General features: G+C 28.3%; 30 protein-coding genes. 23 read left to right on the top strand and 7 right to left on the bottom strand.

Annotation, left to right across the window (positions count from 1 at the left end):
* Window positions 1–315: hypothetical protein (locus tag HF862_RS07755; protein WP_206039063.1), on the top strand; the 315-nt coding region annotated here is incomplete at its 5' end.
* 25 nt (window positions 316–340) lie between these two features.
* On the opposite strand, the gene HF862_RS07750 is transcribed toward HF862_RS07755, so the two are convergent.
* The 4 genes from HF862_RS07750 to HF862_RS10055 form a co-directional block, all read right to left on the bottom strand.
* Complete coding sequence (locus tag HF862_RS07750) at window positions 341–1,189, bottom strand: ATP-binding protein (RefSeq protein WP_170187293.1); 849 nt, start codon at window positions 1,187–1,189, stop codon at window positions 341–343.
* Entirely contained in the window at window positions 1,179–2,018 is an 840-nt protein-coding gene (locus HF862_RS07745) for a P-loop NTPase (RefSeq protein ID WP_170187292.1), read from the bottom strand. Before HF862_RS07745 ends, HF862_RS07750 begins: the two co-directional genes overlap by 11 nt.
* 11 nt (window positions 2,019–2,029) lie before the next feature.
* Complete coding sequence (locus tag HF862_RS07740; RefSeq protein ID WP_170187291.1) at window positions 2,030–2,398, bottom strand: NifB/NifX family molybdenum-iron cluster-binding protein; 369 nt, start codon at window positions 2,396–2,398, stop codon at window positions 2,030–2,032.
* Between the two features lie 109 nt (window positions 2,399–2,507).
* A complete protein-coding gene (locus HF862_RS10055; RefSeq protein ID WP_240934806.1) occupies window positions 2,508–3,188 on the bottom strand; it encodes a NifB/NifX family molybdenum-iron cluster-binding protein in 681 nt (226 codons plus the stop codon).
* Between the two features lie 185 nt (window positions 3,189–3,373).
* On the opposite strand from HF862_RS10055, the gene HF862_RS07725 reads away from it, so the two are divergent.
* From HF862_RS07725 to HF862_RS07705, 5 genes are all read left to right on the top strand, one after another.
* Entirely contained in the window at window positions 3,374–4,552 is a 1,179-nt protein-coding gene (locus tag HF862_RS07725; protein ID WP_170187290.1) for a MalY/PatB family protein, read from the top strand.
* Between the two features lie 78 nt (window positions 4,553–4,630).
* Window positions 4,631–5,899, top strand: coding sequence for a serine dehydratase subunit alpha family protein (locus tag HF862_RS07720; protein ID WP_170187289.1), 1,269 nt, complete (start codon window positions 4,631–4,633; stop codon window positions 5,897–5,899).
* Window positions 5,900–6,017: 118 nt separating this feature from the next.
* The gene (locus HF862_RS07715) at window positions 6,018–6,266 is read left to right on the top strand and encodes a glutaredoxin (protein WP_170187288.1); all 249 of its coding nucleotides are present in this window, start codon (window positions 6,018–6,020) and stop codon (window positions 6,264–6,266) included.
* Window positions 6,267–6,291: 25 nt separating this feature from the next.
* Window positions 6,292–7,527, top strand: coding sequence for a dicarboxylate/amino acid:cation symporter (locus HF862_RS07710; protein WP_170187287.1), 1,236 nt, complete (start codon window positions 6,292–6,294; stop codon window positions 7,525–7,527).
* A gap of 151 nt (window positions 7,528–7,678) precedes the next feature.
* A complete protein-coding gene (locus HF862_RS07705; RefSeq protein WP_170187286.1) occupies window positions 7,679–8,401 on the top strand; it encodes a gamma-glutamyl-gamma-aminobutyrate hydrolase family protein in 723 nt (240 codons plus the stop codon).
* 45 nt (window positions 8,402–8,446) lie between these two features.
* On the opposite strand, the gene HF862_RS07700 is transcribed toward HF862_RS07705, so the two are convergent.
* Genes HF862_RS07700 through HF862_RS07690 form a run of 3 tightly spaced genes read right to left on the bottom strand, consistent with a single transcriptional unit; the run spans window position 8,447 to window position 11,900 of the window.
* Window positions 8,447–8,983 carry a permease gene (locus tag HF862_RS07700; RefSeq protein ID WP_170187285.1) on the bottom strand — a complete coding sequence of 179 codons (537 nt, stop codon included), beginning with the start codon at window positions 8,981–8,983 and terminating at the stop codon, window positions 8,447–8,449.
* A complete protein-coding gene (locus HF862_RS07695) occupies window positions 8,980–9,453 on the bottom strand; it encodes a permease (protein ID WP_170187284.1) in 474 nt (157 codons plus the stop codon). Before HF862_RS07695 ends, HF862_RS07700 begins: the two co-directional genes overlap by 4 nt.
* A 20-nt stretch (window positions 9,454–9,473) precedes the next feature.
* The gene (locus HF862_RS07690; protein WP_206039062.1) at window positions 9,474–11,900 is read right to left on the bottom strand and encodes an FAD-dependent oxidoreductase; all 2,427 of its coding nucleotides are present in this window, start codon (window positions 11,898–11,900) and stop codon (window positions 9,474–9,476) included.
* Window positions 11,901–12,041: 141 nt separating this feature from the next.
* On the opposite strand from HF862_RS07690, the gene HF862_RS07685 reads away from it, so the two are divergent.
* From HF862_RS07685 to HF862_RS07605, 17 genes are all read left to right on the top strand, one after another.
* Window positions 12,042–12,416 (top strand): helix-turn-helix domain-containing protein, encoded by a 375-nt coding sequence (locus HF862_RS07685; protein ID WP_170187283.1) that lies wholly within the window; start codon window positions 12,042–12,044, stop codon window positions 12,414–12,416.
* Window positions 12,417–12,534: 118 nt separating this feature from the next.
* Window positions 12,535–13,299: a class I SAM-dependent methyltransferase gene (locus tag HF862_RS07680; RefSeq protein ID WP_170187299.1), complete on the top strand. Its 765-nt coding sequence runs from the start codon at window positions 12,535–12,537 to the stop codon at window positions 13,297–13,299.
* A 21-nt stretch (window positions 13,300–13,320) separates the two neighbouring features.
* The gene (locus tag HF862_RS07675) at window positions 13,321–13,530 is read left to right on the top strand and encodes an AtpZ/AtpI family protein (protein WP_170187282.1); all 210 of its coding nucleotides are present in this window, start codon (window positions 13,321–13,323) and stop codon (window positions 13,528–13,530) included.
* A gap of 9 nt (window positions 13,531–13,539) precedes the next feature.
* Entirely contained in the window at window positions 13,540–13,914 is a 375-nt protein-coding gene (locus tag HF862_RS07670) for an ATPase (protein ID WP_170187281.1), read from the top strand.
* Between the two features lie 19 nt (window positions 13,915–13,933).
* Window positions 13,934–14,740, top strand: coding sequence for a F0F1 ATP synthase subunit A (gene atpB, locus HF862_RS07665; RefSeq protein WP_170187280.1), 807 nt, complete (start codon window positions 13,934–13,936; stop codon window positions 14,738–14,740).
* Between the two features lie 28 nt (window positions 14,741–14,768).
* Complete coding sequence (atpE, locus tag HF862_RS07660; RefSeq protein WP_027128591.1) at window positions 14,769–15,041, top strand: ATP synthase F0 subunit C; 273 nt, start codon at window positions 14,769–14,771, stop codon at window positions 15,039–15,041.
* Between the two features lie 34 nt (window positions 15,042–15,075).
* Window positions 15,076–15,579, top strand: coding sequence for a F0F1 ATP synthase subunit B (gene atpF / locus HF862_RS07655; RefSeq protein WP_170187279.1), 504 nt, complete (start codon window positions 15,076–15,078; stop codon window positions 15,577–15,579).
* The gene (gene atpH, locus HF862_RS07650; RefSeq protein WP_170187278.1) at window positions 15,579–16,106 is read left to right on the top strand and encodes an ATP synthase F1 subunit delta; all 528 of its coding nucleotides are present in this window, start codon (window positions 15,579–15,581) and stop codon (window positions 16,104–16,106) included. Before atpF ends, atpH begins: the two co-directional genes overlap by 1 nt.
* Window positions 16,107–16,132: 26 nt before the next feature.
* Window positions 16,133–17,638, top strand: coding sequence for a F0F1 ATP synthase subunit alpha (gene atpA, locus HF862_RS07645; RefSeq protein ID WP_170187277.1), 1,506 nt, complete (start codon window positions 16,133–16,135; stop codon window positions 17,636–17,638).
* Window positions 17,639–17,652: 14 nt separating this feature from the next.
* Window positions 17,653–18,504 (top strand): ATP synthase F1 subunit gamma, encoded by an 852-nt coding sequence (gene atpG / locus HF862_RS07640; protein WP_170187276.1) that lies wholly within the window; start codon window positions 17,653–17,655, stop codon window positions 18,502–18,504.
* Between the two features lie 34 nt (window positions 18,505–18,538).
* Entirely contained in the window at window positions 18,539–19,939 is a 1,401-nt protein-coding gene (gene atpD, locus HF862_RS07635) for a F0F1 ATP synthase subunit beta (RefSeq protein ID WP_027128596.1), read from the top strand.
* Window position 19,940: 1 nt separating this feature from the next.
* A complete protein-coding gene (gene atpC, locus HF862_RS07630) occupies window positions 19,941–20,348 on the top strand; it encodes an ATP synthase F1 subunit epsilon (RefSeq protein ID WP_170187275.1) in 408 nt (135 codons plus the stop codon).
* A 167-nt stretch (window positions 20,349–20,515) separates the two neighbouring features.
* Entirely contained in the window at window positions 20,516–21,694 is a 1,179-nt protein-coding gene (locus tag HF862_RS07625; protein WP_170187274.1) for a DUF3798 domain-containing protein, read from the top strand.
* Between the two features lie 134 nt (window positions 21,695–21,828).
* Window positions 21,829–23,424, top strand: coding sequence for a sugar ABC transporter ATP-binding protein (locus HF862_RS07620; protein ID WP_170187273.1), 1,596 nt, complete (start codon window positions 21,829–21,831; stop codon window positions 23,422–23,424).
* A complete protein-coding gene (locus HF862_RS07615) occupies window positions 23,424–24,449 on the top strand; it encodes an ABC transporter permease (RefSeq protein WP_170187272.1) in 1,026 nt (341 codons plus the stop codon). The genes HF862_RS07620 and HF862_RS07615 overlap by 1 nt, the downstream gene beginning before the upstream one ends.
* A gap of 1 nt (window position 24,450) precedes the next feature.
* Entirely contained in the window at window positions 24,451–25,563 is a 1,113-nt protein-coding gene (locus HF862_RS07610; protein ID WP_170187271.1) for an ABC transporter permease, read from the top strand.
* Window positions 25,563–25,934 carry a DUF6672 family protein gene (locus tag HF862_RS07605; RefSeq protein ID WP_170187270.1) on the top strand — a complete coding sequence of 124 codons (372 nt, stop codon included), beginning with the start codon at window positions 25,563–25,565 and terminating at the stop codon, window positions 25,932–25,934. The genes HF862_RS07610 and HF862_RS07605 overlap by 1 nt, the downstream gene beginning before the upstream one ends.
* Window positions 25,935–25,984: the final 50 nt, after the last annotated feature.

Below are 25,984 nucleotides of genomic sequence, written 5' to 3'. Positions count from 1 at the left end.
CCAGAATGGCCTCGTACTGTGGTAAATGGAGAGACACAAAAATATTTGGCTAGTTTAGGAGTTCTTATTGAGAAAAATTGGTTAAATGTAGCGGAAAATTCTATAAGTATAGAAGAGATGTCTAAAAATATAAGAATGGCAGGTATAGAAAATACTTACTTAGCAACAGATAGAGGACAAAATGGATTTAAACATCCAGCAGAAGAGATGATAAATTTCATAGTTGCTTTATTAGAACAAGGATTTACAAAAGAAGAAATAAAAACAATGGTTCAAGTAGTACCTTCTTATATAGCAAATAAAGTAAAAAGGTAAAAAAAGAGAGTTTTAACTCTCTTTTTTAATCTTTTTTCAATTCCTCAACCAATTTATCAAAACCAATTTTATTAAAAAATTCTTTCATTTCAGTAGAAGGAATTTTTTTCATATTTATACAATTAAAAATCTCTTTTTCAAAAGGAATTTTAACAGAAATTTCATAACCTTTTTCATGTATAAAATTTTCCAATTTTTCAGAAATCTCATTAGATAAATCATATTTATTGATAATGAAATAAGGTTTTATTCTAAATTTTGCAATTAAATCCAATAATCTTTCCATATCATGTAAACCTGAAAGAGTAGGTTCTGTAACAACAACAGCTTTTTTAATACCTGTAATAGAACTTATAACATTACAAGCTACTCCAGGAGCTCCATCTAAAATAATATATTTTTTATTTTCTTCCTCAGCAATTTTTTTAGTAGTCTTTCTAACTTCAGCCACTAATTTTCCAGAATTCTCCTCGCCAGGAATAAGTGAAGCATGAACTAATTTTCCATAAGAGGTATCTGAAATAATAAGACTTCCAGCTTTATTGTCCACCATTTCAATAGCACCCATAGGACAAATATATTCACAAACCCCACAACCCTCACACTTAGTAAGATTATCAATAGCATTAAATTTACAATATTTAAAACAAAGTCCACAATTATTACAAACTTCCATATTTCTTTTAGCTTTTTTCATTCCAAAAAACTCTTTTATTTCAATATCCTTAGGTGAAAATAAAATCTTTAGGTTTGGAGCATCTACATCACAATCTCCAATTACAACATCTTCAAAGTATGGAATAAGAGAAGAAGTAACAGTAGTTTTTCCTGTACCACCTTTTCCAGATATAACAACTATTTCATTAAATTTCATTATTTATCACCTCTGGAATTTTCTTTAAAATATTTTCAAAGATTTCTCTATATTGAGGTAGGGCATCACAAATTATTTCACCTTTAGAATAAGTTTTTGCAATATTTCTATCAAAAGGAATTTCTCCCAATATTTCAAAAGAATTTTTATTGCAATAATTTTTTAACTCTGTACTACCCTCAATAGATTTATTTATTACAATTCCAAATGGAATTTTCATATCTTGTAAAAGTTCAATAACTAATTTCATATCACTTAAACCAAAAGGAGATGGCTCTGTAACAATTATTGCAAAATCACTTTCTTCTACAGAAGCCACAGTTGTACAAGAGGTACCTGGAGGACAATCAATAATAAAATCTTTTTCAGGTGTAGTTTTGTATAGTTCTTTTATTATCTTTACTCCAGACATCTCTCCAATATTTAACTTTCCATATTTTATTGGTGAATTGAAATAAGTTTCTCCTACAAATATTTCACCAATTTCTCTTTTGCAATAATTTATTGCACCAGCTCTACATATTATTTTACACCCTCCACAGTCGTGGCAACTTTCTTCAAAAACTAAAACTTTTTTCTTACTAGGAATAATAGCATTAAATCTACAAAAATCTCCACAGTTACCACAAAGAATACATCTTTCCATATCTATTTCAGGGTACATAGTATTTACAGGAAAGTTTTTTATATTTTTAGGTTTTAAAAATATATGTGAATTAGGTTCTTCAATATCAGTATCAATTAAAAGAGATTTTGTAATAAAGGCAAGGTTACTACTTACAGTAGTTTTTCCTGTTCCACCTTTTCCACTCAAAACAGCTAATTTCAAGATACCACCTCTTAAGCTTTTCTAAGTCCCATTGGTTTTGGACTAAGGTCATATTTTTCTAAAAGATTTTTATTAAACGCTTCTAAAACTTCATTAACTTTTTCATAGCTTCCAAGTTTGTAAGTTGGTATTTCAAATTCATTGATAAGAGTAGCAGCCTTTGGCCCAATTTCTCCAGCAATAATTATTTCAACTCCATATTTCATAAGAGTTTTTACAGCCTTAAGTCCAGCTCCTGTAACCTCATCTTTAGCTTCATTTTCAATTATTTCATAATCTTTAGTTTCATTATCTATTATTAAAAAATAAGATGCTCTTCCAAATCTTTCATCAACTGATGAATTAAAATCATTTTCTTTTAAAGCTATTGCTAATTTCATAATTCCCTCCATAAAAATTAAAACTGTTACAAAATATTTTTAACTTCCAAAAATTTTATTTTTTATTAACAAAATTAAAAATCTGTAACAGTCTATACTAAATTATATTTTATTCGTGGTCGTGGTGATGATGAGCACAAGCAGAACCTTTAGAGTATAACTCTCCTTCAAGGTAGATTTTTAATATATCTTCTATATTTCCTTGAGCTCCTAATATAACTTCTCCACCATTTCCTTTTATTAAATCAATAGCTCTTTGTCCCATTCCTCCTGTGATAACAACATTGATATTATTATCAGCTATAAATCTTGGGAATACTCCAGGAGCATGTTCAGGAGCTACTAAAATTTCTTTGTTAACTATTTCTCCATCTTTAATAGAAAATACTGCAAATTTTTCACAGTGTCCAAAATGTTCCTCTACAGTAACCTCATCATTTGTTGGAAATCCAACTCTTAAAATTTCATTATTCATCATATCATCTCCTATATTTTCCTCTGTATATTCTAGGTGTGTATTTTTTAGTTTAATGGCTTTTTGGTGTAATAAACCTTCTAATATTTTTTTTCTTCCAGAATTTAAAAGTCTTTGTATAGTCCCTCTGGAAATTTTCATTATTTCAGCAGTTTCAATCTGACTCTTTCCCTCATAGTCACAAAGTCTTACAGCTTCAATCTCATCTATTTCAATTTGGATAATTTCCATTTGAGATAGAGGTATTCCTGTTGGTTTAAATATTATTTCATTGGCTAAAGCTCTACAACATCTAACTTTTTTACATCTAGGCATACAAATCTCCTAAAAATTTATATTGTGCATATGCACAATATAATTATATAAATTATTCTTTTATTTGTCAACAGATTTAATAAATAAAAAAATTAAAAAAAATGTATAATTATGATTTTGAATAAAAACTAAATTATTAAAAACTTACTCTAATAAACAAAGAAATAAAAATAGGAGGGTTATCAATGAAATATAATTTTAATGAAAAAATTGATAGAAGTAAAAATCATTCAGCTAAATGGGAAGAAATGGAGATGAAATTTGGGAGAAAAGATTTAACTCCTATGTGGGTAGCTGATATGGATATAAAAGCAGCACCAGAAATAGTTGAAGCTATGAAAGAAAAAGTTGAACAAGAGATATTTGGGTATGTGTATAGACCAACTTCTTATTATGAATCAGCAGCTAAATGGATTGAAAAAAGATTTGGTTATACTATATCACCAAACTCTTTAATTCATAGTCCAGGGGTTGTACCAAGTATGTCTATATTAGTAAAAATGCTTACTAAACCAAATGACAAAATTTTAATTCAAACACCAGTATATCCACCATTTGCTTCTTCTGTAAAAGATAATGGAAGAACATTAGTAGAAAATAAACTTATAAAAGATGAAAAAGGATATTATACAGTTGACTTTAAAGATTTAGAAGAAAAATTATCTTCTGGAGAAATCTCTTTATTTATCTTATGTAGTCCACATAATCCAGTAGGTAGAGTTTGGACAAAAGATGAATTGAAAAAAATGGGAGATTTATGTGTAAAATATAATGTGAGAATTGTAGCTGATGAAATTTGGAGAGATTTAATTATGCCAGGACATAAACATACTCCATTAGGTTCAGTTAGTAAAGAGATAGAGGATATTACTATAACATTATTTTCACCTACAAAAACATTTAATCTAGCTGGACTTCAAGCTTCTTTCGCCACTTTCCCAAGAGAAGAAGAAAGAAAAGCTTTTGATACTATCTTAGGTCAAATGGATGTTAAGAGAAATAATCCATTTAGTTTGGTGGCTTTCCAAGCAGCTTATGAAAAATGTGAAGATTGGTTAAGTGAGTTAATAGAGCATATAAATGGGAATTTTGATTATGTAATGGACTTTATAGAAAAAAGATTACCAAATGTAAAAGTCTATAAACCAGAGGGAACATATTTAATGTGGCTAGATTTTAATAATGTTGGAATTCCTCAAGATAAAATCCAAGATTTTTTAATCAATGAAGCTAGAGTTGCTATGAATGATGGTGGAAGTTTTGGAGAAAATGGAAAGGGATTTGGAAGATTAAATGTAGCTTGTCCTAGATATATGGTAGAGGAAGCTATGGAAAAAATAGAAAAAGCTATTAAAAATTTATAATAAAAAAAGAGATGTTACTTTTTATAAAATAAAAAGTAACATTTCTAAGATTTATAGAGATTCTTTTTGGGAGGATATATGAAAGAGTTAACAACATTGATAAAAAATGATATGAAACCAGCCCTTGGAGTAACAGAGCCTGGAGCTATAGCTTTTGGAGTATCAAAGGCTAAAAGTTATCTAAAGGAGGAGGTTGAAAAGGTAGAAGTTTTATTAAATTCTGGAATATATAAAAATGCTTTTACCTGTGGTATTCCAAATTCTAGTGAGTTTGGAAATAAATTTTCAGCTGCTTTAGGTTTAGTTGGAGGAAATCCTGAAAAAGAGTTAGAGTCTTTAGAAGATGTAACAGAAGAGGATAATAAAAAAGCTCAAAAACTTATTGATGAGGGAAAAATAGAGGTAAAATTAAATAAAATAAGCTCAGATATTTTTATTGAAGTGAAATTAAAAACAAAAAATGAAAGTTGTAAATTGATAATAAAGGATACTCATACAAATATCACTTCAATTATTTTAAATGATAAAGAAATTTTTAGCAAAAAAATAGAAAAATTTCAAGAGAAAAAAAAGGATATTATAATTCATAAATATTCTTTAAAAGATATATTAGATTATGTGAATAATGTTGATTACAATGAAATAAAATTTGTTTTAGAGGCTCATAAAATGAATTTAGATTTATTTCAAGAGGGATTATCAAATCCAAGAACAACTTTTGTAAAAGAATTTTATAGATTAAATGGAAATAAAATATTTTCAAATGATATCTTAAAAACAGCTCAACTTATATGTAATGGAGCTATAGAAGCTAGAGTTTTAGGTTTAAATAAACCAGCCATGAGTATTACAGGTTCTGGAGCTCATGGAATAATTACAACTTTACCTCTATATGCAGAATATAAGATAAATAATTTAAGTGAAGAAAAATTAGCTAGAGCTACAATGTTGAGTTACTTAATTTGTACTTATATAAAAGAGTATTCTGGAAGATTATCAGCTTTTTGTGGTTGTGGAATAGCTGGAGGAACAGGGGTAGCTTGTGGAATTGGATATTTAAGAGGAGCTGGTGAAAAAGAGATAACAAATATTATTAACAATATGGCTTCTGGTATAACAGGAATGATTTGTGATGGAGGAAATCAAGGTTGTACAATGAAAGGAATAGTAGCCACAGATTCAGCTTTTCGTTCAGTAGAACTAGCTATGAATAATGTATTTATTTCAAATATTCATGGAATAAATGGAAATACTCCAGAAGAAACAATGAGAAATATGGGAAAAATAGCTTCTCCAGGAATGGAAGAAACTGAAAAAGTTATAGTGGATATATTCCAAGAAAAATAAATTTTAAAAATACAACTTCCTCTTTATTTTTATAAAAAAATTACTAATTTGTAACTGTTTTTATTTTTTTATGATATAATATGTAAAAATTTTAAAATTAAATTATGAAAGGAGAAATATGAAAGTAACAGTTATAGGAAGTCATTTATGTAAAGATACAGTAGATGCTTTAGAGATATTAAAAGATAAAAAAATAGAGATAGAATTCCTAAATATATCAGAAGATTTAACATCATTAAAAAAATATTTATCCTATAGAGAAACAGAAGATATGTATGAAGAAATAAGAAAAAGTGGGAAGATAGGAATACCATTGTTAATTTTAGAAGATGGAACAAAAACTTTTGATGTAGATAAAATCTATTAAAAATTACATAAAAGGAGGGAAGTTTATGGAAGAAAGAAAACAAAGTTTATGGGAAGCCTATAAATTTTCAATAATTTTAATAGGTGCTATACTAATAGGTAGTTATATAGGAGCTCATTTTGGTGATGGTGCTAAAAAATTAAAACCATTGGGAGATTTATTTATTAATGGTATGTTTACTATTGTTGTTCCTTTAGTTTTTGTTACAATCAGTAGTTCTATTGCTGCTATGAGTGATATGAAGAGATTGGGAAAAATATTAAAAACATTACTTCTAACGTTTGTTGGAACAGGAATAGTAGCTTTTGTTTATATTTTTATAGTTGTAAAAATATTTCCACCAGCTCAAGGGGTTGAATTGACTCTTACAACTCCAGAAGCTTTAAAACCATTCCAAACAGGAGACCAAATTGTAAAAGCTTTAACAGTAACAGATTTTCCAGAATTAATTTCTAGGTCAAATATGTTACCACTAATAATTTTCTCAATAGTATTTGGACTTTGTGTAAATATGATTGGAGAAAAAGGAAAAATAATAGCTAGAGGATTAGATGCTTTAGCTGAAGTATTTTTAAAAATGATAGGACTTTTAATGTACTATGCTCCAATAGGATTAGGAGCTTATTTTGCTGCTTTAGTAGGAGAGTATGGAAAAGAATTAATAGGTTCTTATGCTAGAGCTATGTTGATATATTATCCTTTATGTATAGTTTATATGTTTACAGCTTTTCCATTATATGGATATATAGCTGGAGGAAAAGATGGAATAAAGGCTTTGAAAAATTTAGTTTCACCAGCAATTACAGCTGTGGCCACTCAAAGTAGTATAGCTACCCTTCCTGTAAATTTAGAGGCTAGTCAAAAAATAGGTGTGCCAAAAGATATAAGAGAAATAGTACTTCCAATAGGAGCTACAGCTCATATGGATGGAACAGTTATAAGTTCTATTTTAAAAATATCTTTCTTATTTGGTGTATATCAAATACCATTTGAAGGAATGGGAACATATTTAAGTGCTTTAGCTTTATCAGTAGTAGGTGGAGTTGTTATGTCAGGAGTACCTGGTGGAGGATTAATCGGAGAAATGTTAATTGTTACTATGTATGGATTCCCACCTGAAGCTTTCCCAATTATAGCTACAATAGGATATTTAGTTGACCCACCAGCAACAATGATAAATGCTAGTGGAGATACAGTAGCAGCCATGATTATTACAAGAGTTGTTGAAGGAAAAGACTGGCTTAAGAAAAATTTAGGATAAAATTATAAAAATAATTAATAGGAGTTGTTATAATATTTATAACAACTCCTAATTTATATAAAAATATCAATGTAGTAAACTCCTAATGAAGAAAAATATTATATAATAACTTAAAAAATTTAATAAAAAATATAAAGGAGTAAAATTTACTATGAGAAAAAAAGTAATAGGAATCTCTTCAGATTTCTTTTTTGTAGAAAATAAAGTTTCAGAAAGTTTTAGAAGATTATTTATAAATGAAGATTATACAAAAGCTATTGAACTATCAGGAGGAATACCTTTAGTTATTCCTCTTTCAAATGATAAAGAATTATTAAAAGAAACTCTTAGTTTATGTGATGCTTTACTTTTAACAGGAGGAGCGGATATAGACCCTTTTCTTTATAATGAAGAGAGAACAAAAAATTTAGGAAATATTAAACCTGAAAGAGATTTTTATGAAAAAGAACTATATTCAATAGCAAAAGAGATGAAACTTCCAATTTTAGGAATATGTAGAGGAATGCAACTTATAAATGTTTTAGAGGGAGGGACTCTTTATCAAGATTTAGGATATAGAGAGTGTAAAGAAAATAATATCGAACATTTACAAAAAGATAATAAAAATTATCCTTGTCATTATGTTTCTATAGAAGAAAATTCTTATTTATTTGAAATATTTAACTCTAAAAAAATAGCTGTTAATTCTTATCATCATCAAGCTGTGAAAAAATTATCTTCTAAATTTATTTTAACAGCTCAATCATCAGATGGAATAGTAGAAGGATTTGAAAATAAAGAAGAAAAAATAATGTGTGTTCAATGGCATCCTGAAAAAATGTTAGATGACTGTAAAATGTTAGAAATTTTTAAATTTTTTATTGCAATGATATAAAAAAATTAAAATAGCTGTTACAAAAAATTTGTAACAGCTATTTTTTTACTCTCTTTCTTCAGCTAATTCATAAATATTTCTTTTGTCATTTTCATTCAGAGAAATATTTATTATAAAAGCTATTAGAGGAATTCCTATTATATTAAGAGCTAATCTTAGTAAAGAAAAGTTATACCCAAGTGATGTAGATTCAAATATTAAAAGAGGTATTTTCATTGTAGACCAAGCTCCAATAAAAATTAAAACATTAAATATACTAGTTCCTTTTTTTAATAGAACTCCAGCTATAGGAAAGGCTGCATAAAGAGGACCAGCAGCAGTAGAACCCATTAAGAAAGATAAAAGTACTCCTTTGATACCAGAACCTTTTCCCATAAATTTCATCATAGTTTCTTTTTTCACCCAAACATCTAAAGGTCCTAATAAAATAAAAATTGGTGGTATTATACCTAACATTTCAATTAAATTTTTATATGTTATTTCAAAAGATATTTTTCCCATTTCAGGTTTTATAAAAAGAAAACTAAGGTTTATAATAAAAAGTATGATAAAAACTCTATATCTTTTAATTATTCCTTTCATTGTAAAACACCTCCTATTATAAAGGCAACAATGAGAGAGAAAATAAAGGCAGATAAGTTACGAATAATAGTAACTTTTTTTCCAAAATAAGTTATCTCTACTGGGATTGTTACAATACCTACCATCATTAAAGTAGAAACAAAAGCAGCTATCTGTGTAATACCAGCTCCATTGTGTAAAAGAGCACTGGCCAAAGGAAAGGCAACAAATCCAGGGATTAGAGTAATAGAACCTATAATAGCTCCTATGATAATTCCCATAATTCCAGATTTATCTCCTAAAATTTTAGAGATTTCCTCAGGAGTTAATATAGCCAACATCATTCCTATCAATAAGATTATTGATAGGAATTGAGGCATAATATTTTCAAAAGATTTCCAAGATTTTTTTAAAGCTTTTTTAGTTTTTTCTTTACTTTTAATAAAAGAGAAAATTAATCCTAGAAAAGCTAATATATAAAAACTAACCATAATTCCCCCTTTTTATATTTTTAAATAAATAAATTATTATTAGATTTATTGGCTTCTCCTAAATATTTTCCAACTCCTCCAAAGCTAATTCCATCTATTAATTCTTCCTCTTTTATTCCCATAACCTCCATAGACATTGTACAAGCTACTAATTGAGCTCCATCTTTTATACTTTTATTCATAAGTTCTTCTAATGACATTATATTTTTCTTATCCATTATATCTCTTATCATTTTAGCTCCAAGACCAAAGAAATTCATTTTAGAGATAGGTAAAGATTTACTGCTTTTTGGCAACATAATAGAGAACAATTTTTCCATAGGTGTTTTATTCATAAGAGTTTTTTTCTTAAGAATACTTAATCCCCAAAAAGTAAAGAACATTGTTACTTTTTTACCCATAGCTAAAGCCCCATTAGCTATAATAAAGGCTGCTATAGCTTTATCTAAATCTCCACTAAATACAACGATAGTCATAGAATCACTAGTTTCAATGATTTTATTTTCTTTATCATTATTTTCTTTTTGAGTTTCTAAACCTTTTTGTAATGTTGCATAGATTTTTCCATTTTCTTTTTCTAAAGATACAACTTTATTTTTAGTAATTTCAGCCCAACTTTGAATATCATTATAGAATCCAGGGTCTGTTACTTTTACTTTTAAAAGTTCACTTTCTTTCATTTCATCAATTTTTTCTTTTATTTTTACAAGAGGACCAGGACAAGAAAGTCCAGATAAATCTAAAAACTCCTTATCATTTATATTTGAATTTCCATTATTTGGAGTATTATTAATTTTTTTATCTATTTTTTTAGGCTCTTTTAATTTACTTTTAAATCCACCAGCTATATTTTTTACTTTATAACCAAGAGAAGTTAAAAATCTACTTGCTATATATCCTCTAAGTCCTACAGCACAATATGCCCAAATTTCTTTATCTTTTGGTAATTCTTCATATCTTTCTCTTAATTGACTAAGAGGAATATTTATGGAATTTTCAAATTCTCCAACTATTACTTCTAATTCTTCTCTAACATCAAGAATAATATTTTTTTCTTTATCAAAATTCTTTAAATCATCAATAAAAATTTGCTCAACTAATTTATCTTCAATATTTTCACCAATAAATCCACTCATATTAACAGGGGATTTTGCAGAAGAGTATGGTGGAGCATAAGCTAAATCTAGTTCAGATAAATCATAGATAGTTCCTTTAAATTTTAAAACAGTAGCTATAACATCAATAAATTTATCTACTCCTTTAATTCCAACAGCTTGGGCCCCTAAAACTTTTTTACTTTCTTTTTCATATAAAAGTTTTATACTTATAGGTGTAGCTCCTGGATAATAATTAGCATGGTCATTAGGATGAAGATACATTTTTTCATATTTTTTCCCAAGAGACTTTATACTTCTTTCATTTAATCCTGTGGCAGCTCCTGTCAAAGAAAATACCTTTATAATAGAAGTTCCAAAACTTCCCTTATATATTTTATTTCTTTCCATAATATTGTCAGCTACTATTCTTCCTTGTCTATTAGCAGGACCAGCCAAAGCTATAGATACATCTTGACCTGTTACAAAATGTTTTACCAAAACAGCATCTCCAAGAGCATAGATATCTTTTACATTAGTTTCAAGAGAGTCATTTACTAAAATATGACCTCTTTCTCCTAAATTTATTCCTGAATTTTTTAAGAAATTTGTATCAGGAGTTACGCCAATGGCTAATATAACTAAATCTCCTTCAATTTTATTTTCATTTTCAAAAGAAACTATTACTTTTTCATCTTTTTCTTCAAATTTCACTACTTTATTATTTGTTAATAATTGAACACCATTACTTATAAGCTCAACTTCTAAAAAATTTGAAATTTCACTGTCAAAAGGAGCAAGGATACTAGGAGCAGCTTCAATAATTGTTGTATCAATTCCTGTTTCTTGTAAGTTTTCAGCTACTTCTATTCCAATAAATCCTCCACCAATCACAATAGCATTTTTAATATTTTTTCCTTTTAATTTATCCATAATTCTATCAAGGTCAGTTACATTTCTAAGAGTATAGATATTATTTCCAGTGATTCCATCAATAGGAGGAACTAATGGTTTTGCTCCAGGAGCCAAAACCAAATAATCAAAAGTTTCTATATACTCTTCATTATTATTTTTAACAACTACTTTTTTTTCATTAGAATCAACAGAAATCACTTCACTATTAATTCTTACATCTATATTAAATCTCTTTTTTAATTTTTCAGGTGTTTGAACCAATAAACTTTCTCTATTTTCAATTACTCCACTAATATGATAAGGTAATCCACAATTAGCAAAAGATACATGTTGTCCTTTTTCAAATAAAATAATTTCTAAATCTTCATTTAATCTTCTAAGTCTAGTGGCAGTTGAAGCTCCTCCAGCTACTCCACCTACAATTAAAACTTTTTTCATAATTACCTCCTTAAAATAATTATTTTCTAAATTCATTATAGATTAAATATTATTTTTAGTAAAGTACAGTCTTTTTTGTCCATATTTACTTTTTTGTCTGTAAGTAATAAAATATAAAAAAGTAATTAGGAGGAGGATAATATGGATTCTAACAAACAATATAATTGTTATTTTGAATTGACTCTTGATATAATGGGAGGAAAGTGGAAACCTATAATTTTATATTATATAAATTCCAATGGAGTAGCAAGATATAGTGATTTAAAAAGATTTATTCCAAGTATAAATGAAAGAATGTTGACAAGACAATTAAGAGAACTAGAAACGGACCTACTGATTAAAAGAAAAGTATATCCTGTTGTTCCACCTAAAGTAGAATATTCTCTTACAGAGTATGGGAAATCTTTAATTCCAATATTATCTTCATTGGTTCAATGGGGAAAAGATTACGCCAATTCTAGAAATTTTACAAATTTTAAAATGGATATTCCCAATAAAGAAGGAGAGATAAAATAAAAAAGTACTAAAATAAAAAAACATGTGTGGTTAAATTTTGATATTTCATAAAGAAAAAATTAATAAAAAATGGTAAAAAATTTATTTTAGCTTGATATATAGATTCTTTTATGAGATAATGTCTGTAGTAAAAAAAAGTAAAATAAAAAATCTGGGAATAGTGGGGAATATGTATAAAAATTTTTCTAAAGTATATGACAAATTTATGGAAAATTGTAGTTATGATGATTGGGCACAATTTTTAAAAAATATAATTTCTGATTGTAAATTACAAGGTAAAAAAATATTGGATTTAGGTTGTGGTACTGGAGAAATTCTTTTGAGAATGGATGGATATAATTGTAGTGGATTGGATTTATCTTCAGAAATGTTAAAAAAAGCAAATATTAAATTGAAGGGAAAGAATATACCACTTTTCTTAGGAGATATGAGAGAATTTAATACAGGAGAAAAGTATGGTATAATTTTTTCTTTTTTTGATACTTTAAACCATTTGACTTCTAATGAAGATTTATTAGATACTTTCAATAGTGTAAAAACTTCTTTAGATGATGGTGGGATTTATATATTTGATGTTGTGGACAGAGAGTTTATGAATAAGATGTTTTCTAATGGAGTTTTTGCAGATGTAAGAAAAGATTTTTCTATGATATGGGAACATGAAGTGGAAGAAGAAACAGGTTTAGATATAATCGAGGCTACATATTTTATAAAAAATAAAAATAAAACTTATGATAGATTTTCAGAGGTTTATGAGAAAAAAATATTTACAAAAGAGGAGATAGAAGTTGCTTGTGATTTAAGTGGACTATCTATTGAAAAAATTATTATAGATGAAAGTCTAGCTGGAAAAAGATATTTTTATATTTTAAAAAATAATTAAAATAGTTTTTAAAGAGGAGAAATGTTAAAGTTCAACAAAGATTTTTTTAGATATTTTGCCTTATTAGGGACATTAGGATTCGTTATAATTGGAAATATTTTAGTTTCTTTAAGTATATACTTTCTTATACAAAAAATTTTTTTTGAAAGCCATTTACTATTTATAATATTTTTACTTTTAGGGATAGTAAGTGGGTTTTATAGTGTATATAAACAAATAATGAAAAAGTAGAGAGGTATTATGGAAGATATAAAAAAAATCATAAAAAATTCATTAATAACTTCTATAATAATTTTAATTTATGGTTTAATAGTAAAGAGTAAAGAAGTATATGGAGGGATGTTTTTAGGTTCTCTAATATCTATTTTTTGCTTTTATACTATTTATTTAGATGTAAAAACTTCTTTATTGAGAGGAGCAAGTTTTAAAAGTGGTGTCCTAAACTATTTAAAAAGATACTTTATATATTGTATATCTTTAGGAACTTCAATTTATTTTTTTGGTTTGGGAATGATGTTAGGTACTGCCATAGGACTATTGAATATCAGATTCAATATATTACTAATGGTTTTATATAAAAATCTTTTAAAGTGGAAAGATAAGTATCTAAAATAGGGAAAGAGAGGAGATTTTTATGAGTGTTACTTTTATGACTCCACCTCTAGTGGAAGGACCTAAAGTAGTCTTTTATATTCCACTTCCAGAATTTTTAGACAAATTTCCATTAGCAATGGAAATGGGTAATGGAAAAGTTGGATTACCTGTGAGTATGACTGTAGTTGCCACTTGGTTTTGTATGTTTGTACTATTTTTATTATTTAGATTAGGTACAAGAAAAATGGAATTAATTCCAACAAGTAAATTACAGATAATGCTTGAATCTCTTTATAATTTCTTAGATGGAATTATAACTCAGATGTTAGGTAAGTGGAAAAAGAGATACTTTAGTTTTATTTCTTGTTTATGTTTATTTATATTTACAGGAAATATTCTTATGTTTTTTCCTATTCCGTGGGCCTCTTTTACAGAAGAGGGGGTTGTTTTAGCTCCAGCTTTTAGAGCTCCAACAGCTGATTTGAATACAACACTTGGACTAGCTTTATTAACTACCATAGTCTTTGTTGGAACAAATATTTCACAGGGAGGAATATTAGGATATTTAAAAGGATTTACAGAGCCAGTACCAATAATGTTGCCACTTAATATAATTGGGGAACTAGCAAAACCAGTAAATATGTCTTTCAGATTGTTTGGAAATATGTTTGCTGGAATGGTAATACTTGGACTTCTATACAAAGTTGTACCAGCTGTTATTCCAGCCCCACTACATTTATATTTTGACTTATTTAGTGGAGCAGTACAAAGCTTTGTATTCACAATGTTAGCTCTAGTACATATAAAAGGAGCTTTAGGGGATTCTGAACCCCAATTAGGACAATAATAAAAATAAAAATTTAGGAGGTAGAAATATGGATATGTTATTAGCAAAAACAATAGTTTTAGCAGCATCAGCAGTAGGAGCAGGTTGTGCTATGATAGCTGGATTAGGACCAGGAATAGGGGAAGGATTTGCAGCTGGTAAAGCCGTAGAAGCTGTAGCAAGACAACCAGAAGCTAAAGGAGATATAATTTCTACAATGATTTTAGGATGTGCCATAGCAGAGTCAACAGGAATTTATTCTCTAGTTGTAGCAATGATATTATTATATGCAAACCCACTTATATCAGCATTAGCAAAATAAAAAATTGTTATAGAACTGGAAAGGAGGGAGTATTTTGGCAGTACAAACAATGCCTGCTATTTCAATTGATGTCAATATGTTTTGGCAAATAATAAACTTCTTTGTTTTAATAGTTATTTTTAATAAATATTTTAAAAAACCTTTAGGAAGAATAATTAAAGAAAGAAGAGAAAAAATATCAGGAGATTTAGAGGAAGCTAAAAAGAACAAAGAGATAGCTGAAGCTGAAGTAGAAAAGGCTAAAGTTATATTGAGAGAAGCTAAAGATGAAGCTCATAAAATAATAACAACTGCTGAGAAAAAGGCAGATGAAAGAAGAGAAGAAATAATAAAAAGTGCTACATTCCAAAGAGATAAGATTTTAAAAAGTGCTGAAATAGAAGTAGAAAAAATGAAAGAAAAAGCAAGAAAAGACATTAAAGAGGAAATGCAAAAAATAGCTGTTCAACTTGCTGAAAAACTTGTAAATGAAAAATTAGATTCTAAAAAAGGTAGTGCTTTAATAGATAACTTTATAGATGAAATGGGAGATGCTTAATGGCAAATAATAAAGTTGGAAGAAGATATGCTGAAGCAATCTATTTAGTAGGAGAATCTAATAATAATTTAAAAGAAATTTATGAAGCACTTAATCTTTTAATGGAGATGTATCTAAAAGATAAGGAGTTTAAAAATCTAATAGACCATCCATTAATAGCTTTGGAAGAAAAAAAAGATTTCTTGAATAAAATATATTCTTCAGAAAAAGAGGAAGTAAAAAATATTATATTTTACCTTTTAGAAAAAGGAAGAGTAATGGATATTAGAGAAATTGTGGCTGAATATTTAAAAATCTACTATTTCAAAAATCAAATTTTAGATGTAGAAGCTACATTTGCTCAAGATATTACAGAAAAACAAAAAGAAAGATTAATCAAAAATTTAGAAAAGAGAACTAATAAAAAAATTAATCTAAAAGTTAATATTGAGAAGTCAATAATTGGTGGAGGAATCTTAAAAATAGGTGATAAGATAATAGATGGAAGTATAAAAACTCAATTAAAGACTTTGATAAAAGAAAATTAGCATACACATAATCGGAGGTGTATTAGGTGAGAATCAGACCAGAAGAGGTTAGTAATATTATAAAAACTGAAATAGAAAATTATAAAAAAAGCCTTGATATTAAAACTTCAGGTTCTGTATTAGAAGTAGGAGATGGTATTGCTAGAGTATATGGACTTAGTGATGCAAAAGCAGGAGAGTTATTAGAGTTTCCAAATAAAATAATGGGAATGGTACTTAACCTAGAAGAAAACAATGTTGGAGTTATCATATTTGGAGATTTCTCTCAAATAAAAGAGGGAGATGAAGTAAAATCTACAGGAAGAATAGTTTCAATTCCAGCTGGAGAAGATTTTTTAGGAAGAGTTGTTAATGCTTTAGGAGAACCTATAGATGGTAAAGGAGAAATTACTCCTAAAAAATATATGGAACTTGAGAGAAAAGCTTCAGGAATTATATCAAGAAAACCAGTATTTGAACCTTTACAAACAGGAATCAAATCTATAGATGGAATGGTTCCTATTGGAAGAGGACAAAGAGAACTTATAATAGGGGATAGACAAACAGGAAAAACAGCGGTAGCTGTGGATGCTATTATAAACCAAAAAGGAACTGGAGTAAAATGTATATATGTAGCTATTGGACAAAAAAGGTCTACAGTAGCTCAAATATATAAAAAATTAGAAGATTTAGGAGCTATGGAATATACAACAATAGTAGCTGCTACAGCTTCAGAAGCAGCTCCTTTACAATATATGGCTCCATATGCTGGGGTTGCTATGGCAGAGTACTTTATGGATAAAGGTGAACATGTATTAATCGTTTATGATGATTTAACAAAACATGCTGTAGCTTATAGAGAAATGTCTCTATTATTAAAAAGACCACCTGGAAGAGAAGCTTATCCAGGAGACGTATTCTATTTACATTCAAGATTACTTGAAAGAGCAGCAAAACTCTCAGATGAATTAGGTGGGGGTTCTATAACAGCTTTACCAATAATCGAGACTCAAGCTGGAGACGTAGCTGCCTATATTCCAACAAATGTTATTTCAATAACTGATGGTCAAATATTCCTAGATTCACAATTATTTAACTCAGGATTTAGACCAGCTATAGATGCTGGAATATCAGTTTCAAGGGTTGGAGGAGCAGCTCAAATAAAGGCAATGAAACAAGTAGCAGCAAAAGTAAAATTAGAATTAGCTCAATATACAGAGTTATTAACATTTGCTCAATTTGGTTCTGACTTAGATAAATCTACAAAGGCTCAATTAGAGAGGGGACATAGAATAATGGCTATGTTAAAACAACCTCAAAATAAACCTTATCCAGTAGAAGAACAAGTAATTTCTTTCTTTGCAGTAACTAAAGGATTCTTTGATGATATAGATGTAGATAAAGTTTTAGATTTTGAAGTTAACTTAATTAAAGAACTAAGAAATACTACAAATTTATTAGATGAAATAAAAGAGAAACAAGCTCTAGATAAAGAATTAGAGGATAAGATTTCTACTGCAATAAAAGAATATAAAAAACAATATATTAAATAAAAAGAGGTGAATATATGGCTGGTTCTAAAGAAATTAAAAGTAGAATAAAAAGTGTTCAGTCTACTCACCAAATAACAAAAGCTATGGAAGTTGTTTCAACTACTAAATTTAAAAAATTCTCTGAAAAAGTTTTAAAATCTCGTGATTACTCAGAGAGTATTCATAAAATTATGTCAAATATAGCTGCAGGAATAAAATCTGAGAAACATCCTCTTTTTGATGGAAGAGAAACTGTAAAGAAAATAGGAATTATAGTTTTAACTTCTGATAGAGGGCTTTGTGGAAGCTTTAATAGTATGACATTAAAGAAATTAAAAGAGGTAGAAGAAAAAAATAAAGATAAAAAAATATCTGTCATAGTTGTTGGAAAAAAAGGAAAAGAATATTGTTCTAAAAGAAGTTATGATATAAAAGCAGAATATACTCAAGTTATTCCTGAAGTTATATATGATAAAGCTAAAGAAATAAGTGAAAATATTGTGGAATATTATTATTCTGAAATATTTGATGAGGTATATTTAATTTACAATAAATTTATTTCAGCTTTAAGAAGTGACCTTTTAGTTAAGAAAATTATTCCTATTGAAAGAGTAGAAACAAATAAAAATATGTCATATATTTTTGAACCAGATGCAGAAGCTGTTTTATCTGATTTATTACCTAAATATATAAATATAGAATTATATCAGGCAATGTTAGAAAACACAGCTAGTGAACACTCAGCTAGAAAAAACGCTATGAAGAGTGCCAACGATAATGCAGAAGAAATGATGAAAGAATTAAATTTACAATATAATAGAGAAAGACAGGCTGCTATAACTCAAGAAATTACAGAGATAGTAGGAGGAGCACCTGCCTTAAAATAATTAATACAATTTGATTAACAGGGAGGTTAAAAAATTGGAAAATAGAGGAATTCTAACACAGGTAATAGGACCAGTAGTAGATATTCTATTTAAAGACAACTTACCTAAAATATATAATGCTTTAAAGGTACAAAATGGAGATAAAGAATTAGTTCTTGAAGTAGCTCAACATATAGGAAATAATATGGTAAGAACCATAGCTATGGATGATACTAATGGATTACAAAGAGGAATGGAAGTAATCGATACTGGAGCTCCAATAACAGTACCAGTTGGGAAAGCTGTACTTGGTAGAATATTAAATGTATTAGGACAACCAGTTGATAATAATGGACCTATTGTTACAGAAGAAAAACTTCCTATACATAGACCAGCTCCTGATTTTGAATCTCAAGGAACAGAAGTAGAGATATTTGAAACAGGAATAAAAGTAATAGACTTATTAGCTCCATATATAAAAGGTGGAAAAATAGGATTATTTGGAGGAGCTGGAGTAGGAAAAACAGTTTTAATAATGGAGTTAATAAACAACATAGCTAAAGGTCATGGGGGACTTTCTGTATTCGCTGGAGTAGGAGAAAGAACAAGAGAAGGAAGAGACCTTTATAATGAAATGACTGAATCAGGAGTTTTATCTAAAACATCACTTGTTTATGGACAAATGAATGAGCCGCCTGGAGCAAGACTTAGAGTAGGATTAACAGGACTTACAATAGCAGAGAATTTCAGAGATAAAGAGGGACAAGATGTACTTCTATTTATAGACAATATATTTAGATTTACTCAAGCTGGTTCTGAAGTATCAGCTCTATTAGGAAGAACACCTTCAGCTGTTGGATATCAACCAAACCTTGCAACAGAAATGGGAGCTTTACAGGAAAGAATAACTTCAACAAAAACAGGATCAATAACCTCAGTTCAAGCAGTATATGTACCAGCTGACGACTTAACAGACCCAGCTCCAGCTACAACATTCTCTCATTTAGATGCAACAACAGTTCTTTCGAGAAGAATAGCATCACTTGGAATATATCCAGCTGTTGACCCATTAGATTCAACATCAAAAGCTCTAGACCCAGAGATTGTTGGTAAAGAACACTATGATGTAGCTAGAGAGGTTCAAGCTGTATTACAAAGATATAAAGAATTACAAGATATCATAGCTATTTTAGGAATGGATGAGTTATCAGATGAAGATAAATTAGCTGTTTCTAGAGCAAGAAAAATAGAAAGATTTTTTTCACAACCATTTACAGTAGCAGAACAATTTACAGGAATGCAAGGAAAATATGTTCCTATAAAAGAAACTGTAAGAGGATTTAAAGAAATTCTAGAAGGAAAATATGATGATTTACCAGAACAAGCTTTCTTATATGTTGGAACAATTGAGGAAGCAGTAGCTAAAGGAAGAGAGTTATTGAAGGGAGCTGAATAAAATGGCAAACTTTAGATTAGAAATAATAACTCCCATTGGAAAAAAATTCTCAGAAGAAATTGAATTTGTAAAAGTAAGAACAACAGAAGGAGATATGGGGATTTTATCTAATCATGCTCCTTTTGTGGCAGCATTACAACCTGAAGAAATATCTATAAGAGTAACTAAAGGAAAAGAAATAAAATATTATATATCTAATGGTTTCATAGAAATTAGTAACAATAATGTTACAATAATAGTAGATGAAGCACTATTACCAGAAGAAATAGATATTGAAATAGCTAAAAAAGAAGTTCAATTAGCTCAAGAAAAATTGAAAAAAACTAATGAAGATAAACAGATTATGCTTGTTCAAAAAACTTTACAAGATGCACTTATGAAAGTAAAAATTGCTGAAAAGTTACTATAGTTTAAATATAAAAGAAAGGGGTATAAATTCCTTTCTTTTATTATATTGAGAAATATGAAGATTGTGTTGACATTTAAATCAACATGGAGTATAATATCACTCAATAGTAATTGTAATACTAAAATTTTAAACAGTATTAAGAAATAAGTAAATTAGGAGGGAGAAATATGAAAAAATTATTAGTTTGTTCTTTTTTACTAGGATGTTGTTCACTAAACGTTTTTGCAGCAGATTATCATATTGGGGTAGTAAGTGGAACTGTATCTCAATCTGAAGACTCTTTAAGAGGGGCTGAAGCTGTAGCAGCTAAATATGGTAGTGTAGCTAATGGAGGAAAAGTAGTTCATATAACTTATCCAGATAACTTTATGCAAGAAATGGAAACTACAATATCTCAAATAACAGCTTTAGCAGACGATCCTAAAATGAAAGCTATAATTATGACAGAAGCTATTCCAGGAACTGTAGAAGCTTATAGAAGAGTAAAAGATAAAAGACCTGATATTATTTTACTGGCAAATACAGCTCATGAAGATCCAGAAATGATAGCTGATGTTACAGATTTGGCATTATATCCAGATTCAATAGCTAGAGGATATTTAATAGTTAAAACAGCAAAAGAAATGGGAGCTAAAAATTTTGTTCATATATCATTCCCTAGACATTTAAGTTATGAAATGTTGTCAAGAAGAAGAAATGTAATGAAAGAAGCAGCTAAAGATTTAGGAATGGGATTCTATGAAGTTTCAGCTCCAGACCCAGTAAGTGATGTTGGTGTAGCTGGTGCTCAACAATATATATTAGAGCAAGTTCCAAACTGGTTAAAACAATATGGAAAGGATACTGCATTCTTCTGTACTAATGATGCTCATACAGAACCATTATTAAAAAGAGTAGCAGAAGAAGGAGGATATTTTGTAGAAGCTGACTTACCATCTCCAACAATGGGATATCCAGGAGCTTTAGGAATTAAATTTACTAATGATGAAAGAGGAAACTGGCCAAAAATATTGAAAAAAGTAGAAGATGTTGTTATTGAAAAAGGTGCTTCAGGAAGAATGGGAACATGGGCATATTCATATAACTTTGCTTGTGCTTTAGCAATGGCAGACCATGCTGTTAATGTGATAGATGGAAAAACAGATATATTAGATTTTGATGCAATAATGGAAACATTAAAAGCTAATACTCCAGGAGCAGGATGGAATGGAAGTTATTTAGTTGATAGTGATGGAATTGAAAGAGAAAATTATGTTTTAATATATCAAGATACTTATGTATTTGGTAAAGGATACATGGGAATGACTCAATTAGAAGTTCCTGAAAAATATTTTGATGTAAAATAATAAAAAATAATAAAAACAAAAAAATATGACAAATATAGACTTAGTCTATATTTGTCATATTTAAATTTTTAAAAAATTTAAATAAAATATTTATAAATTTTATTTAAGTATTTTAAAAATGAAAGGTGGGATTAATGAGTAAAACATTACTAGAAATATCTAATCTATCTAAATCTTTTGGAGAAAATACTGTTTTAAAAGATATCAATTTAGAAATAAAAGAAGGAGAAATAGTAGGATTAGTAGGAGAAAATGGTGCTGGTAAATCAACATTGATGAAAATTATATTTGGAATGCCAGTAATAAAAGAAACAGGTGGATATAATGGAAAAATAAAATTAGAAGGAAAAGAAATTAATTTTAATAGTCCATTTGATGCTTTGGAAGCTGGAATTGGAATGGTTCATCAAGAATTTTCATTGATACCAGGATTTTCAGCTGGAGAAAATATTGTTCTTAATAGAGAAAGTACTAGACAAAGCTTTCTAGAATTACTATTTGGAGAGAGAATAAAAGTATTAGATAAAAATGAAATCAAAAAAAGAGCTGAAATAGCTATTGAGAATTTAGGTATTACAATTAATAGTGATGAATATATCCAAGAAATGCCAGTAGCTCATATGCAATTTACAGAAATTGCTAGAGAAATAGAAAGAGAAAAAATTAAATTATTAGTTTTAGATGAACCAACAGCAGTATTAACTGAGGGAGAGGCTGAAGTATTAGTTAAAACAATAAAGTTGCTTGCTAAAAAAGGAATTTCAATCATTTTTATAACACATAGATTAAACGAAATAATAGAAGCTTGTGATAAAGTAGTTGTATTAAGAGATGGGGTTATGATTAACTCTGTAGCAACAAAAGACACAAATGTTGACGAAATAACTAACTGGATGATAGGAAGAAATATAGAAGATAAACAAAGTGAGAAAATTCAAGAAGAACATTTAAAAGTAGATGATTCAGAAGTTATATTAAATATAGAAAATTTATCAGTAGATATGCCTGGAGAATTAGTCAAAAAACTAAATTTAAAAGTTCGTGAAGGAGAAATTTTGGGATTAGCTGGAATGGCTGGACAAGGAAAAATAGGTGTTGCTAATGGAGTGATGGGACTATATTATTCAACAGGAAAAGTTACTTTTGAAAACCAAGATATAAAATTAAATGACCCCACAGATGCTTTATCTAAGGGAATTTTCTTTGTATCTGAAGATAGAAAAGGTGTCGGATTACTTTTAGATAAATCTATTGAAATGAATATAGCCTATCCAGCAATTCAAATAAAAGAATTATTTTTAAAGAAAAAATTTGGTTGTTTAAGATGTATAGATAAAGAGGAAATAGAAAAAAATGCAAAAAAATATGTGGAACAACTAGAAATTAAATGTATGAGCTCTAAGCAAAGAGTACAAGAGTTAAGTGGTGGAAATCAACAAAAAGTATGCTTAGCAAAGGCTTTTACAATGGACCCTAAATTAATGTTTGTATCAGAGCCAACAAGAGGGATAGATGTGGGAGCTAAAAAATTAGTTTTAGATATATTAAAAAAATATAATAAAGAAAAGAAGACAACAATAATAATTACTTCTTCAGAAGTAGAAGAATTAAGATCTATTTGTGATAGAATAGCTGTAATAAATGAAGGAAAAGTAGCTGGAATATTATCTCCAAAAGCAAATATAATAGAATTTGGTAAATATATGACAGGAATAGGAGGAAGTAATTAATGAATTTAAAAAAATATATAAATACTTTTGGATGGCCAAGAATAATTATAGGATTATTTCTTATAAGTATGTATGCAGTTTGTCCATTTATAGGTTTAAATATTGGGGCTGCTTTAAGTGATACTCTTGTAAGATTTGGGATGAATGTAGTTCTAGTATTATCATTAGTACCTATGATACAAGCTGGAACAGGATTAAACTTTGGAATGCCTTTAGGAGTTGAAGCGGGGCTTTTAGGAGCTGTAATAAGTATTGAATTAGGCCTTGTAGGAATGAAAGGGTTTTTAGTAGCCATAATTGTGGGAGCTTTTTTTGGAGTTATATTTGGATGGCTTTATGGAATAATTTTAAATAAAGTTAAAGGTGGAGAAATGATGATAGCTACATATATTGGGTTTTCATCAGTTGCTTTAATGTGTATTATGTGGCTAATTCTACCATTTAAAAGTCCAGATATGATATGGGCTTATGGAGGAGAAGGACTACGTACAACAGTTAGTGTTGAAAATTATTGGCATGGAGCTTTAGAAAAAGCCTTACATCTTGAAGGACTTAAATTACCTATAGGAGAAATAATCATTTTTGCTATAATAGCTCTATTTATTTGGATATTTTTCCAAACAAAATCAGGATTAGCTATGAAAGCTGTTGGAACAAATGAGAAGTTTTCAAAGGCTACAGGGATAAATATAGATAAAGAAAGAATAAAATCAGTTATCTTTTCTAGTGTTTTAGCAGCAGTGGGAATTATAATATATGAACAAAGTTTTGGATTTGTACAATTATATTTAGCACCATTCTATATGGCTTTCCCAGCTATAGCAGCAATATTAATAGGGGGAGCTTCAGTCAATAGAGCTACTATAGTTAATGTAATAATAGGAACATTTTTATTTCAAGGAATATTAACAATGACTCCAAGTGTTGTAAATGCAATAATAAAAACAGATATGTCAGAAACAATAAGAATAATAGTATCAAATGGAATGATATTATATGCATTGACAAGAAAGGGGGAATTATAATATGAAAAAAAATAATTTATCAAAAATTTTATTAAGTAATATAGTTCCTATAATAATGTTAACATTAATTGTTATAGCTTTTCCATTGTCAGGATTAGGAGTTATATCTACAGCTCAAGAAATGGTAGAAAGACTGTCAAGAAATCTTTTCTTAGTTTTATCTTTATTAATTCCAGTTGTAGCAGGAATGGGATTAAATTTTGGAATCGTTCTTGGAGCTATGGCAGGGCAATTAGCTTTAATATTTATAACTGATTGGCAAATAGTAGGAATGCAAGGTATTTTCTTAGCAGCAATAATTTCAGTACCACTATCAATAATTTTAGGAATAGTAGGAGGAACTATTCTTAATAGAGCCAAAGGTAGAGAAATGATAACATCTATGATTTTAGGTTTCTTTATCAATGGAGTTTATCAATTAATAGTTTTATATGGTATGGGAAAAATAATACCTCTTACAGATAAAAAATTATTATTATCTAGAGGATATGGAGTAAGAAATGCTATAGATTTAATAGACATTAGAAAAGTATTAGATGGTTTTTTAACATTAAAAATAGGACAAATAGAAATTCCTATATTTACTTTTTTATTAATTGGACTTTTGGGTCTTTTTACAGTATGGTTTAGAAAAACAAAATTAGGACAAGATATGAGAGCTATAGGTCAAGATATTGAAGTAGCTAAGACAGCTGGAATTGATGTAGATAGAACAAGAGTAATAGCTATTGTGATTTCAACTATATTAGCTGGTTTTGGTCAAATAATATATCTTCAAAATATGGGAACAATGAATACTTATAATAGTCATGAACAAATAGGAATGTTTTCAATAGCAGCTTTATTAGTTGGAGGAGCTAGTGCTTCTAAAGCTAATATAATAAATGCTATTAGTGGAGTATTCTTATTCCATATGCTATTTATAGTGTCTCCAAATGCCGGAAAAAATTTGATGGGTTCAGCTTATATAGGAGAATATTTTAGAGTATTTGTGTCTTATGGAGTTGTTGCTTTAACATTAGTACTACATCAGAGAATAAGAGAAAAAGAACAAGAAGAACAAAGAAGAAATGCTATAGAAGGAAGTTATCAAAATGTGGAAGGTGATAAATAATGAAAAGAGTAATTAGTTGGATAGTTGTATTATTTATCACATTATTGATATCAGTAATGTTATTTTTTACTGGAAAACTTCATAAGGCTATATTAAGTGCAGGAAGAAAAGGAATGGAAGGAATTCCTAAAGAGATACAATATAGTATAGATAAAGCACCTTTTAAAAAAATAAGAGCTACTAAAAAAGCAGCAGTAGATATAAAAGGAGTAAATCATATTATTGTAATTAAATATAAAGATGAACAAGGTAAAACAAAAGAAATTACTAAAAAATTCAAGGCGAAAATAGGAAAAAGAGAAAATTTAGACCTTATAAAATTATTAAACAATGATGAAAAATGGATAACTTATACTAAAGAGAGAAGATAAAAAATTAGAAGACACTATTTAGTGTCTTCTTTTTTATTTTGATAATAAAA

It is taken from the genome of Fusobacterium sp. FSA-380-WT-3A, from assembly GCF_012843705.1.
Classification (GTDB): Bacteria; Fusobacteriota; Fusobacteriia; order Fusobacteriales; family Fusobacteriaceae; genus Fusobacterium_B.
Note: the sequence above shows the minus strand (reverse complement) of the source record. Positions and strands in the feature narration are given on the sequence as shown.

Coding starts and splice junctions, on each gene's coding strand:
- HF862_RS07750 (WP_170187293.1), bottom strand. CDS start 1,189: ATGAAATTTAATGAAATAGTTGTTATATCTGGAAAAGGTGGTACAGGA.
- HF862_RS07740 (WP_170187291.1), bottom strand. CDS start 2,398: ATGAAATTAGCAATAGCTTTAAAAGAAAATGATTTTAATTCATCAGTT.
- HF862_RS10055 (WP_240934806.1), bottom strand. CDS start 3,188: ATGCCTAGATGTAAAAAAGTTAGATGTTGTAGAGCTTTAGCCAATGAA.
- HF862_RS07725 (WP_170187290.1), top strand. CDS start 3,374: ATGAAATATAATTTTAATGAAAAAATTGATAGAAGTAAAAATCATTCA.
- HF862_RS07720 (WP_170187289.1), top strand. CDS start 4,631: ATGAAAGAGTTAACAACATTGATAAAAAATGATATGAAACCAGCCCTT.
- HF862_RS07715 (WP_170187288.1), top strand. CDS start 6,018: ATGAAAGTAACAGTTATAGGAAGTCATTTATGTAAAGATACAGTAGAT.
- HF862_RS07710 (WP_170187287.1), top strand. CDS start 6,292: ATGGAAGAAAGAAAACAAAGTTTATGGGAAGCCTATAAATTTTCAATA.
- HF862_RS07705 (WP_170187286.1), top strand. CDS start 7,679: ATGAGAAAAAAAGTAATAGGAATCTCTTCAGATTTCTTTTTTGTAGAA.
- HF862_RS07700 (WP_170187285.1), bottom strand. CDS start 8,983: ATGAAAGGAATAATTAAAAGATATAGAGTTTTTATCATACTTTTTATT.
- HF862_RS07695 (WP_170187284.1), bottom strand. CDS start 9,453: ATGGTTAGTTTTTATATATTAGCTTTTCTAGGATTAATTTTCTCTTTT.
- HF862_RS07690 (WP_206039062.1), bottom strand. CDS start 11,900: ATGAAAAAAGTTTTAATTGTAGGTGGAGTAGCTGGAGGAGCTTCAACT.
- HF862_RS07685 (WP_170187283.1), top strand. CDS start 12,042: ATGGATTCTAACAAACAATATAATTGTTATTTTGAATTGACTCTTGAT.
- HF862_RS07680 (WP_170187299.1), top strand. CDS start 12,535: ATGTCTGTAGTAAAAAAAAGTAAAATAAAAAATCTGGGAATAGTGGGG.
- HF862_RS07675 (WP_170187282.1), top strand. CDS start 13,321: ATGTTAAAGTTCAACAAAGATTTTTTTAGATATTTTGCCTTATTAGGG.
- HF862_RS07670 (WP_170187281.1), top strand. CDS start 13,540: ATGGAAGATATAAAAAAAATCATAAAAAATTCATTAATAACTTCTATA.
- atpB (WP_170187280.1), top strand. CDS start 13,934: ATGAGTGTTACTTTTATGACTCCACCTCTAGTGGAAGGACCTAAAGTA.
- atpE (WP_027128591.1), top strand. CDS start 14,769: ATGGATATGTTATTAGCAAAAACAATAGTTTTAGCAGCATCAGCAGTA.
- atpH (WP_170187278.1), top strand. CDS start 15,579: ATGGCAAATAATAAAGTTGGAAGAAGATATGCTGAAGCAATCTATTTA.
- atpG (WP_170187276.1), top strand. CDS start 17,653: ATGGCTGGTTCTAAAGAAATTAAAAGTAGAATAAAAAGTGTTCAGTCT.
- atpC (WP_170187275.1), top strand. CDS start 19,941: ATGGCAAACTTTAGATTAGAAATAATAACTCCCATTGGAAAAAAATTC.
- HF862_RS07625 (WP_170187274.1), top strand. CDS start 20,516: ATGAAAAAATTATTAGTTTGTTCTTTTTTACTAGGATGTTGTTCACTA.
- HF862_RS07620 (WP_170187273.1), top strand. CDS start 21,829: ATGAGTAAAACATTACTAGAAATATCTAATCTATCTAAATCTTTTGGA.
- HF862_RS07615 (WP_170187272.1), top strand. CDS start 23,424: ATGAATTTAAAAAAATATATAAATACTTTTGGATGGCCAAGAATAATT.
- HF862_RS07610 (WP_170187271.1), top strand. CDS start 24,451: ATGAAAAAAAATAATTTATCAAAAATTTTATTAAGTAATATAGTTCCT.
- HF862_RS07605 (WP_170187270.1), top strand. CDS start 25,563: ATGAAAAGAGTAATTAGTTGGATAGTTGTATTATTTATCACATTATTG.